Origin of the sequence: Nostoc sp., assembly GCF_036916575.1 — a bacterium.
Lineage (GTDB): Bacteria > Cyanobacteriota > Cyanobacteriia > Cyanobacteriales > Nostocaceae > Nostoc.
In genome coordinates, this window is the sequence record NZ_JBALGC010000024.1 from 44,618 (window position 1) to 56,187 (window position 11,570).

Annotated in this window: 7 protein-coding genes and 4 tRNA genes; 7 read left to right on the forward strand and 4 right to left on the reverse strand. The window is 42.7% G+C overall.

Going from position 1 to position 11,570, the window contains the following annotated elements; genetic code table 11:
* Positions 1-18: 18 nt before the first annotated feature.
* From V7L29_RS07005 to V7L29_RS07015, 3 genes are all read right to left on the reverse strand, one after another.
* Entirely contained in the window at positions 19-1,851 is a 1,833-nt protein-coding gene (locus tag V7L29_RS07005) for a VWA domain-containing protein (RefSeq protein ID WP_334734968.1), read from the reverse strand.
* 821 nt (positions 1,852-2,672) lie between these two features.
* Entirely contained in the window at positions 2,673-2,915 is a 243-nt protein-coding gene (locus tag V7L29_RS07010; RefSeq protein WP_334734969.1) for a hypothetical protein, read from the reverse strand.
* Positions 2,916-3,000: 85 nt separating this feature from the next.
* Positions 3,001-5,922, reverse strand: a complete 2,922-nt coding sequence (locus tag V7L29_RS07015; protein WP_334734970.1) for a GAF domain-containing protein — start codon at positions 5,920-5,922, stop codon at positions 3,001-3,003.
* Between the two features lie 76 nt (positions 5,923-5,998).
* Here V7L29_RS07015 and V7L29_RS07020 point away from each other — a divergent pair, with 76 nt between their 5' ends.
* Positions 5,999-6,451 carry a hypothetical protein gene (locus V7L29_RS07020; protein WP_334734971.1) on the forward strand — a complete coding sequence of 151 codons (453 nt, stop codon included), beginning with the start codon at positions 5,999-6,001 and terminating at the stop codon, positions 6,449-6,451.
* A 14-nt stretch (positions 6,452-6,465) separates the two neighbouring features.
* Positions 6,466-7,608, forward strand: coding sequence for a quinone-dependent dihydroorotate dehydrogenase (locus tag V7L29_RS07025; RefSeq protein ID WP_334734972.1), 1,143 nt, complete (start codon positions 6,466-6,468; stop codon positions 7,606-7,608).
* 31 nt (positions 7,609-7,639) lie between these two features.
* Here the strand turns inward: V7L29_RS07025 and V7L29_RS07030 are convergent, their stop codons facing one another.
* On the reverse strand, positions 7,640-8,365 hold the full coding sequence (locus V7L29_RS07030) for a hypothetical protein (protein WP_334734973.1): 726 nt from the start codon (positions 8,363-8,365) through the stop codon (positions 7,640-7,642).
* Between the two features lie 498 nt (positions 8,366-8,863).
* On the opposite strand from V7L29_RS07030, the gene V7L29_RS07035 reads away from it, so the two are divergent.
* The 5 genes from V7L29_RS07035 (at position 8,864) to V7L29_RS07055 (ending at position 11,238) form a co-directional block, all read left to right on the forward strand.
* Positions 8,864-8,997: transfer RNA gene (locus V7L29_RS07035), tRNA-OTHER, on the forward strand.
* 88 nt (positions 8,998-9,085) lie between these two features.
* A tRNA-OTHER gene (locus V7L29_RS07040) sits at positions 9,086-9,215 on the forward strand.
* Positions 9,216-9,293: 78 nt separating this feature from the next.
* Positions 9,294-9,420 (forward strand) — tRNA-OTHER (locus V7L29_RS07045).
* A gap of 53 nt (positions 9,421-9,473) precedes the next feature.
* Positions 9,474-9,599, forward strand: a tRNA-OTHER gene (locus V7L29_RS07050).
* A gap of 37 nt (positions 9,600-9,636) precedes the next feature.
* A complete protein-coding gene (locus V7L29_RS07055) occupies positions 9,637-11,238 on the forward strand; it encodes a TROVE domain-containing protein (protein ID WP_334734974.1) in 1,602 nt (533 codons plus the stop codon).
* Positions 11,239-11,570 lie beyond the last annotated feature (332 nt).

An 11,570-nucleotide genomic window follows, 5' to 3' on the forward strand; every position in this document is an offset into this window, starting at 1 on the left:
ACTTTCCTGTGATATTATTCAAAAGTTTGTTTGCCCACTGCCTGACTCAGAGGGTCTTTGGTGTTCAATCCAGTTAAATTGCAGCTTAACGTTGCCAATCTGGATGATGTCCTCGTCGAAGAGTTCATCTGTATTTATCTTTTTAGTATTGACAAAAATTACACCTTTCAAACACTGCAAATCTATATTTTTTTTACCTGCCCGCCAAACTGTGACTAACTCAGCATCAGAATTTGTAGTCGCAATAGCTGGTATCAAATCACTCAGGCATACTTTACCCTTTTGTAGATGAGTGAGACTAATCTCTTCGTCTTGCAATGATTGTGGCAGTGGTTCTAGCACTACCAACGCTCCTTCTAAGCGGTTGCGGTTGCGGAAATCTTCGACTAATTCCAAGGGGGTTTTGCGTTGAATCAAACAAACTACTATCAGGGCAATTAACAGCACTAATAGCACTAAGAGTAATGAAATAACTATTTTCCGCCATAGTGGCATCAAAATATACAGATGAACTTCTGCACTAACAGGATTAGCAATTGAGTTATCTGGGGTTAGGACTAGGGTGAAGGTGCGCTTGCCTGCAAAACTGCTATCAGTAACCTGTAACTGCACAGGAATTTTAGTTTCTTCTGGTTGCAAGGATATGGCTGCTGAAGGTTCTGCCATAGAAACGTCTTTGAAATTGCCTTGCAGTTGTAACCTAGCTGTTCCAGATATATTGCTACGAACTACCAAAGTTTGAGTTTCAGTGGTTTTGCCTGCTTCTATTGAGCCAAAATCTATCTTTGTAGGTTGTATTTGCAGTTGTGACTTAATGGTTACAGGTAGGTCAATTTTAATTAATGCAATCGCTTGGTCTGCGCTGATTAACACCAAGCGCAAGTTATTTGCGCCCCCTTTTGCCTCCGGTGGTATCTGTAAACGCACGGGAATGACTGTTGCTTGATTAGCAGCTAAGTCAATGGTGCGATCGGGTGGAATTAAGCGAATACCACTTTGCTGAGGGTCTTCCAGTTGCAAACTTACCTTAGCATTGACATTACTGATGCCATTAATATTGATCGGTTCAGTAGTTGTTCCAGGTAATACTGGCTGCAAATTGGCCGTGCGTAAATTGACATCAAGCTTAGGTGTAATCAGCACTGGCCGGATATTTTGAGCCAGCTTGTTGAGTTGAACTCCTCCCGGATCTCGTAATACCTGTCCCTTCCCACAAAGTGCTGGATTACTAGCAAAGTCATTCAGTTGCTTTTCGTGTTCTTTTAATCCTAAAGACACAAAAAATATATAGGGTTTGCATTGTTGCTCTCGTAAAAATTGGGTATTACTAGGAATGAGAACAGGATTAGGAATACCACGTACATCTTCTAATCCATCTGTCAGAAACACTATGCTGACAGTCCGACCAAGAGCATCAGCACGTTTGTTTAACAGGGCGGAATGTTGCAGCGCTTTTTGCACAGCCTTACCTGTATGAGTCCGCACACCCTCAGCTTGAAGTGAGCTAATTATTTGCTTGAGTTTACCTCTGTCTGGATTACTGGTAATCTTGATATCATCTGCATTTAAAGTTACATCTTTGTCAAAAGTATAGATAGTAACGGTATCGCCTAATCTGGCAGTATTAACAAATTCAGTAATAGAATTCTTTACTGGTTCAAAAATATTTTTCGTTCCACCTACACCACGCATGGAAGCAGAAGTATCTACTACTAAAATCCAGTCAATTCCTCCTTTAGGAGTAGTCTGAGCAAATGCACCACATAAGTTAGGAATTGATATTAGAACCAAAACAATGATGTTTTGGACTGAACTAAATCTCAACCAATGCTTGAAGTATCTAAAACTCATTGATAGATTTCTCCAGGCAGATAAATTATATATTGGTCTTCCTGAAAGCGATAGATGAAGGGTTTAAATGTAATTTTTTTAATGCTTGCCAATATATTGTTTTCCCATCCATCTAATTCTCTTTGTAGCAAACTTATAATTAACAAAAAAACAGCTAATGTTTGATGAATTGATTCCATATTATTCCCTAAAACATGAAGGTATAAGCTACTAATAATATATTAAAATTGATATAAAAATTCAGTTTTTTAAATTTATAAATACGATATTTAATTTAAAAAATGTCTTCATTATTCATGCTAAATCCGAAGTGTTTTGGTGATATTTAGCCAATATATTTTGACTTTTTTACCAAATTTTTCTACTAAAACTTCAATCTACTGCACAACAATCCTTAAAAGATTACTGTCCTTATTCTTCACAACAGTTCACTGTTGGTACAACGTTAAGGATAAATTGCTGATTATTATTGTGTGAATCCCATTAATAGCCCGATTTTATAGGCAATTTTGCCGATTTTGGGCTGGTTAATTATTTTTCTGAATTTAAATGTGAATTTATATTACATTCAAAAGGAATGATGTTGATCAGTGTTTTATCAAGTTACATGTTAACTATTTTTAAAATGAATGTCACGTTTTTGTGGATATTCAAGTCATTAAAAACTCAAAGTTGACCTCTTGGTGCAGTCAGTAAATATATACAAATTAATTGAGATAATTGCCAAGATAATTTTAGATTTCCGTTTAATTAGCCTTGACAGTGACAAGAGTAAATTGTTAATGGTTGTAGTTAACAATTTAATCCGCTTGGATTAAGGCTTAACTCTTTGTCAAAGTCAATTTTTTTAACGTAGATGCAAAGCGGTGAAGCAGCGCGGTCTTCTCCCAAAGGGAGAGGCTAGCGCCTGCCGTAGGATGCCGAACGCGAGTGCGTCTCGTAGAGAAGGGCTGTAGGGGGTTTCCCCCATAAGCTACTGCACCAAGCCGGAGGGCTTGCCGTAGGTTACCACCTTTTCTATGAGACACTACGTGAACGCCTTGGTCTGGCAGAGAAGGACGCATTCGCCTCTGGTCTGGTAGAGAAGGATGCGAAGGAAGAAATGCTTAACTCAAGCTCATTTTGATACACTTGTTTTGAAAAATGGTACTAAGAATCATGACCAACTAACGGCAACAACAAGCGGCTAACTACGCGATTATCTGGTAATTGATAGAAATTCAACTCTCCTCCCAACTCTTGCATGAGGTTTTGGCAGATCAACAGATATAAACCTGGCGGTTGGTCGAGGTTGGAGGGAACAAGCAGATCCTTGGGTGTATTATCATGTAGTTCTGTGAGTAACTGTGGTTCGATCGCACCGTTGTATGTAATCGACAGTTCTAGCGATGTCTGATGAGCAGTTCCTAAGCTTGCAGAAGAATGCTTTACATCTACGGTTTTAGATGCATCTAAACGGCGACACCAAATATCAATTCTGCCGCCGATTTGAGAACGGTTACAGGCAGTAACTAACAATTCATGGATAACTAATTCAATTTTGACAATATCACCAGCGATCACCATTGAAGATTGAACGCTGGAGGTAGGAACGCCTTTAGTTAATGAAGAGTTGTTTGGCGATTGCTCCTCAATCGGTTGTCCTAAACCATGTACACCAATCCACAGCTTTTGTTGTTTGACTAAATTTTCGATGCGTTCGAGCGATCGCTTCATTAAACTGGCTATAGGCATAGTTTCCCAACTTATGTGTAGCTGCCAGTGCTCAAGTTTTAACATTCCACTCATGGAAGCGACTGTGTGGTCTAACTGCCGCAGCAATAGCTGGTAGCGCATCTGAGTAAGTTCATTAGCAGGAATCCCCAAATCATGTATTTGTCTAAGGGAGTGCGCTGTTATTCTTTGAATTTCCTCTAAGCGGCGATGTTTGTACCAGTTAAGTTGTCGTAATTCCTCTGTTGTGGATTCTAGTAGTCGGGTAATTTGCTTTTCACGACGCCACCAAGCTAATTGAGAAATTAGAGTTGCTGTTGCACTGAGGTTTTGTTCTGACCAGCGACGCTCTTGATAGTCTGCCAACAATACTATACCTGTGGTTTCATAGTCAGCATTGGTACGTAATGCCATCACCAAAATTTGAGCTTTGTCTGGAGCATTCAACCATTTTCGAGTTTCTGGGGGTAAATTATCTACCTTCAAAATCAGGTAACTCTTCGTAGCAAGTGCCCACTGAATTAAGGCTTCAGCCTGGATAGGAATAGATGCATCAGAAAAAACTCCAAATAGACTATTGTCAATCACTCCAGGGATAATTTTTGCCCAACTTTCACCAGGCGACCAGGATAGCAGTACTGCTAGGGGACAGCCCAAAATTGATGCTATTTGTTCGAGTGCTGTACGTTCTAAATACTTTTTTTCGACCTCGATTTTGCTGTTCTGGGATTGTGTCAAAATGCGTAGGCATTGCTCAAATGCCTGGGAAACTTTTTGCTGCTGGGTGGTGCGGTTGTGTAATTGCCACTGACGAACAATCACACCAATCTGTTGACTGACAGTCCACAGCAATTCCTTTTCCAGAGTTGTCCAATAACGATGGGTTTCGTGAGTGATCACCAAAAGCGCTGCTGGTATATGATCGTGAGTGCATTTACAAACAAGTAGCGATCGCACACCATTTTCTAGTAAAGGGGGACGCCAGTTAAAAAAGCGTAAATCTTCATCTAAGTTCTCAATTTCCACTGCTTGAGTTGAACGTTGCAAAAGCTGTCCATCTAATTCTTTGAGAGGATGAAGGGTAAATGTCAACGGTCGGCGATTATGGGGCTGACTTTGGTAAATAAATTGATAATTATTCTGCTCAGGGTCATACTGCAACAGCAAAAATCGCGTAGCAGCTAGTCGAGCTAAAACTCTTTTAGCACAGCTTTCTAAAGTTTCTTGAAGATCATGTTCGCGATAAATACCTTGGGCAACTTGGCTAGTCAGTTGAGCATCCTCTTGAATCTGTTTAACGGTGCTTTCCATGCTTTCGGTAGATGCAACCAGGGAGATTAAGCCAGCAACACCTTGGACAAAATTTTTGTCTGTCTCCGTCCAGATCCGAGGTTCATTGCTTTCTACCGCCAGAAAACCTAATAGGTTCTTTTGCCAGATGATTGGAGCTGCCAACAGCGATCGCACCTTCAACCGTTGCAGTAATTTTGCCGTAAAATGGCTTTTCAAGGAACTGCGTGCATCACCAATCGAGACAATTTGGTTAACTGCCAAAGCATAATAAAAGTCGCTCAACTCCTGCACAGTCATTCCCGCTGCTTGCTGAGTGCTGGAATTGTGATCGATTTTGACTAGCTGATTGCTCATCCGACACCAAAAGTAGCGTCCTTCCCGCTCAAACCAGTAAACATTTGTCCGGTTGGGGGAGACAAATTTATGAGTTACTTGCACCCCTGCTTCCAGTCTTTGATTAAGGTTAGTGAGGCTGCGTAAATTTTCCAGCAATTCTAATAATGGCTCGTCGGTTCGCCTAGTTTGCTTTTGCTGCAAATCCATCTCATTTTGAGAAAGCACTGCCCCCAGTTCACCTAAAACCATCATCAAACGTGCTTTTGCTTCCCCTGTCAGTAGATAGCCCCAGCGTTCTGAACCCAGTAACAACAAACCCAAGCAACGGTCTTTATAGCGAATTGGTAAAATAATCGTTCCCTTGATGTGGAATTGTTCTGCAACTTTTCGCCATTCGGCGGCGCGGATTTCAGTTTGCAAATCGGCTACACCCAAGGGATGTTGTTCAATCACTACTTGCTCTAATAAATCCCCAGGACTGAGAACAACCCTTTGTCGTAAAAAGCTCGTGTCATGATCAGGTGTGACGCCCCCTTTGCCGAACAATATGTGATTTAGGCGATCGTAAAGAGCAATCCAAATCAGTCTGTAGTCAAACTGTTCCTTGAGATAAGAAATAGTAGTTTCAATCAGAACGTCAACATCATCTTCTTCTCTGAGGCTCTGGAGGACACGTCCCAAAGAGAGGATCTGCTGTTCGGCGGCTATAGGTTTTTGCGGCTGCCCCATCTGATTTTTTGGTTTAAATAGCTTGTAATATATAAGATGCCCAGAAAAGCATCCTGAGTAATATTGCCACAGGTGTTTGCTGAAAGTTCTAGGTAACGGGTTGGTTGAAATTAGATTATGGAGTGGCAGGGAAATGGGCGAAACTTGCTCCAATGATCAAGAGGAGCAAAGACAAGTCTCAGAGGAAAAGCGGGAGTCTGCTGAAAATAGCAGGCTCTCACAAGAGGAGCAGCGAGAGTCTGCTGAAGATGTCAGGCTCTCACAAGAGGAGCAGCGACAGTTTGCTGAAGAAATGAGAAATTCTGCCGAACAAACCCGGCAGCTTGCTGAAGAAGTCAGGGAGACTGCCGAAGAAGTGCGGCAGATTGCTGAAAAAGTACGGCAATATAAAGAAGAACTCCGACAAGCTAAAGAGGAAGCACGGCAGGCTAAAGAGGAACTCCAAAAAGCTAGGGAGGAACTCCAACAAGCTAAAGACCAAATCCCAGAAGCTAATGAGGAAGCGCGACAGTCTACCGAATCCGCGTAGTGTTAAAGATTGAAATGGATATTTATCAACTTGCCATTCGTCCGCTTTTGTTCAATCTGGTAAAAACTGATTCAGAGTGGTTACACCAGCAGACGATTCGCAGTTTTAGCTGGCTATCCCAAGCAGGCGTTCACCAAAGAGCTAGTTGGGTAAACCAACGCTTAAAGCAGTCCTTATGTCTGTACGATTCACGCCTAGAACAAAATTTGTTTGGGCTAAACTTCCCAAATCCCGTAGGGTTAGCAGCTGGCTTCGACAAGGATGGAGTCGCTGCTGGCATTTGGTCTAACCTGGGTTTTGGCTTTGCAGAATTGGGAACTGTAACTTTTCACGCGCAGCCAGGAAATCCCCGTCCCCGTTTGTTTCGCTTGCCGTTGGACAAAGCTGCTCTCAATCGCATGGGCTTTAATAATCGCGGTGCAGCAGCAATAGCGGCACGTTTGGCACAAGAAAAGCATGAGTTTACCCGATCAATACCCATAGGGATAAATTTGGGTAAATCTAAGGTAACTCCCCTAGAAGCAGCCGCACAGGATTATCTTGATAGTTTTCGCTTACTCAAGAATTTCGGAGACTATTTTGTTGTTAATGTCTCTTCTCCCAATACACCTGGTTTGCGATCGCTCCAAGATGCTTCTATGCTCAGTGCCATCTTGGATTTATTGCAACAAGAAAACAATACACAAAAACCAATTTTTGTCAAGATAGCGCCAGATTTGGATTGGGTGGCGATCGCTGACATTATTTCTTTGGCTAAAACCTACCAACTGGCAGGAATTATCGCCACTAATACCACCATCCGCCGTGATGGACTGAAAACCCAGGTGATTGACCAAACAGGCAAATCACCCCAGGATGAAGCTGGCGGAATTAGCGGTGAACCATTGCGCGATCGCTCCACTGAGGTAATTCGTTTTATTTGGCAGCAAACCCAAGGACAAATCCCGATTATTGGCGTTGGTGGCATCTTTTCTTCCTTTGATGCTTGGGAGAAAATTACTGCTGGTGCTAGCTTGATCCAGGTTTATACAGGCTGGATTTATGAAGGCCCACTGATGGTACGCCGGATTCTTTTAGGTTTGCTTACCAAATTAGAACAAAGCGGATTCAATTCCATCAACGAAGTTGTGGGTTTAGAATTCAAAAATCAAAAGTAATTAATATTTTTGAATTTTGAATTTTGAATTGTTATCTTTCTTCCTCCAGTGGGAAAAACTCCTTAGTTTTTTCCGAAAATGACCAGGCAATACCATCAGGGTCTTTACTGCGACTCCACTCTGGAAACTCTGGATCATTTCGCCGTTTATAAACCGTGCTGGAATAGACATTTAGCCGTTTGGCAAGTTCAGATTGGATCAAAGAGCCAAAAACTAACTGTTTTTCCAGCGATCGTTTAGCTGATTCAGGGTTTGGTTGAGGGAGTGATTTGGTTTCTGGTTCTTCCTCCTGTGGGGTTGGTGGTGGTGCTAGGAGCGAACGCGCAGTTTTAGTAACTGGTTGAGTAGGAAGTTCTTTGACAGGCTCACTACTATCAAGAATATTGCCGAGAATGCTGGCAGTTATAAAGTAATAAGACTGCCCTGCATCTTCAGAGTTCACTATACTCGCACCAAATTCCGAGGCTTTACCGTCCAAGTAGCGTTTTGCTATTGTTCCAGGAAAATTGCCCTTGATTGCCAAGTCCATTGGCGTAAGTCTGCCCTGATTTTCGCGAACCAACTGATGAAAAATTGGGTTAACTCGCACAGTCCACTGTTGCCATTGATACTCCTGCCAAAGCTTGAAGCCAATTACCAGGAAAATTACCGCCAGTAAAATTCTCCAGGTAGTAACCAGGAAAATAATCAAAAACGAGACGGGCAAAAGTAGAACGAGAAAAGCCTTGCCGTTATCTTCTATGGGTTTTTCACTCATGCCGATTTTTGCCAAGTGAATTTTGGGAAATAATACTATTATCTTGGCAAAAATTGGGACACTTTTTTGTATCTTTTGGCAAATTTACCGCAACTTTGCCGGCAAAACCTTTCTTCAGCAGGTGTTAGGGACTTCCAGAAAATAAATTATCCAATTTACTCAGATCATATTTTTCTGTCTCCCCCTTGCCTACACAGCGACGGGATATTTTTTTAGTTAGAAGTCTCTTATACCTTTATCACCTTCCTACTTATCTTCAATTAGTTAGCGGTCGGGCAAAAGTTTTTTCAACAGAGAAAACAAGAGGATTTTGAGCGATCGCAATACATCTCGGATAATATCCCCGCAAAATTCTGAGCAACGGCTTGCTTGTACCGCTCAGACTTCTCTTTGCAAAGCAATAATTCTAAATTAGCTTGCCAGCCCCTTGACAACAAAAACTACATATACTACATTAATAATACAAGTCAACTTTCATTAGGGAGTTAGCTTTCACCAGTAGCGGATAGCTCAAATGGCAGAGCGCCCACCTTGCCCGGAAGGGCCGACATTTCGAGGGTTATCGCATATAACTAAAACACCCTTGATCAAACTTCTGGAGGTGCAGGTAAAAATCCTGTTCCGCTACACCAAATTCAATGCTGTTAGCGGTAGCGGGGCGGTTTAGCCCGTCCTGAAATTTCAATTTTGAATTTTGAATTTTGAATTTTGAATTTTCATGTGGTGGGTAGCTCAGTGGTTAGAGCGCCTAAATATCCTTATTCACCCCTTGCCTGAAAAGGCCGACGAATTGAGGGTTATCGCCTGCCAAGCGGGAGGTCGCGGGTTCGATTCCCGCTCCACTACACCAAACTTAGTACTGAGTGGAAAGTTAAAAGTGAGGAGTTTTAAATGTTTAACTCATAACTCCTAACTCTTAACTTTATATGTGGCGGGTAGCTCAGTGGTAGAGCGCTAAACATCCTTGTTCACCCCTTGCCTGAAATGGCCGACGAATTAGGGTTATCGAATTGGGTTCGAGAGGTCGCGGGTTCAAATCCCGCTCCGCTACACCAAATAATTTTGGATTAAATTTAAAATCCAAAATCCAAAATCCAAAATTTTCATGTGGCAGGTAGCTCAATTGGTAGAGCGCCGAAAAACATCCTTGTTCACACCTTGCCTGAAAAGGCCGACGAATTAGGGTTATCGCCTCTTAAGCCGGATGTCGCAGGTTCGATTCCTGCTCTGCCACCTTTCATTTTTGCCCGCAAGGGCCGGGAGATGAAGCGATGAATTACAATTTTTTCACTAACAAAAAGACTACAACACCACAAAATCAGGCTATCCCCGGACGGGAAGCCGAGATGATTAAGGGACGTTCCGGCGGCTTTATGTTTGATGCTGGTATTTGGAAGATGCTGCGCCGTTGTCTGTTGGTTGGCACGGCAAAAAGCACTTACTACGCTGGTAAGCAGGAATTAACTGAAGATTTTGTGACAGTTGTCAGACAAGCTGTTGCCGAAAATCCCAGCCGTGTGGCAGAAGAAATTCTGTATGCTAGCGATGGACGCGCCATCAATAACAGTGCGCCTATCTTAGCTTTGGTGCTGTTGTCAATGGGCGAAGCACCACAAGCAAAACAGGCGTTTGGTGAAATCTTCCCGCAAGTTGTCCGCACTGGTAGCCACTTCTACGAATGGTTGAACTACACCAAATCTCTGCGGGGATTTGGCAAGGTGGTGCGGGAAGCTGGTAAAACTTGGCTTTCCAGGGAAGATGTCAAGGGTTTAGCTTATCAACTGTTGAAATATCAACAGCGTCAAGGCTTCTCCCACCGAGATGCATTGCGGTTGTTCCATGTCAAACCGCCTACAGAAAATCACCGTCAACTATTTGAGTGGGTAGTTAGAGGCTGGGAAGAATTGCCAGCAGACATCCCCTCGGAGGCGCTGGCGCAGATTTGGTGGTATGAGTGGCTCAAGCGGAATCCTACCCAAACCCATGAAGCTATTTCCCAAGGACGCTTAACCCACGAAATGGCTGCACCTGTGGGCAAAATGGATAAGCTTGCTTGGCAGCTACTATTTCAGGAAATGCCAATAGGTGCAATGTTGCGTAACTTGGGTTCTTTAACTGAACTGGGCGTGTTGCGAGCCGACGAAAGCACTAACTTGCTGCAAGTGGAAGCAGTTCTTAATCGCAGAGAACATCTGCGTAAAGGTCGCATCCATCCTATTGATGTTTTGAAAGCACTCAAAATATATCAATCTGGTGGAACATTAGGACGCAGTAAGAAAACTTGGAACCCAGTTCCTCGGATTGTGGATATTTTAGAAAAAGCGGTTGAACTGTCTTTTGATGTTGTGCAACCCACACGTAAAGTGTTCATGCACGCCGTAGACGTTTCTGGTTCTATGGGTAGTTTGGTTGCAGATATGGGACTAAGTTGTTGTGAAATTGCCACCACAATGGCACTAGTAACAGCAAAAGCAGAGAAAAACTACATGATTCGTGGCTTTGCTACGGAATTCCGTGAATTAGACATCACTGCCAAAGATAGTTTTAGTTCTGCGGTTCGCAAAGCTAGCAATCAAAACTTTGGTGGAACGGATGCGTCTGTAGCTTACGATTGGATGATTAAGAATAAGTTCAAGGCAGATGTTGTCTGCTTCTGGACTGACTCGGAAAGCTGGGCGGGAAATAAGCATCCAAGTCAAGCGCTGAAGGAGTACCGCAAAAAGGTAAATCCTAACGTCAAGGCGGTGTATGTCACCTTGACACCTTACCAAATTACCTTGGTAGATCCTGAAGATTCCCTGTCTTGGGATTTGGCAGGGTTCGACCCAGGTACACCTCGGATCATCCAAATGCTGGCTACGGATGAGTTGTAGATATTGCTGAAGGGTAAAGGATGAAACACTTTATCCTTCAGACTTCATGGCGGGTTACCCTTATTCACAACTTGCCTTTCGGGGCCGAAGAATTTAGGGTTATCGGTTACGTCTCCACCATTGTGGGGATTAGCGGGTTCAATCCCCGCACCCGCCTTTGTTTTTGATTTTTACCTGACGCAAAGAAGAAAGCGATTTAATTTTTGAATGGTCGTTTTTCTATTTCAGCGATGGGTAATATCATGTTCGGATAATCACTTATGATAAAAGTAGGGATGAAAACGATGAACTATGCCGAAACGAATCAGTATAACCACGCATTTAGATATTGC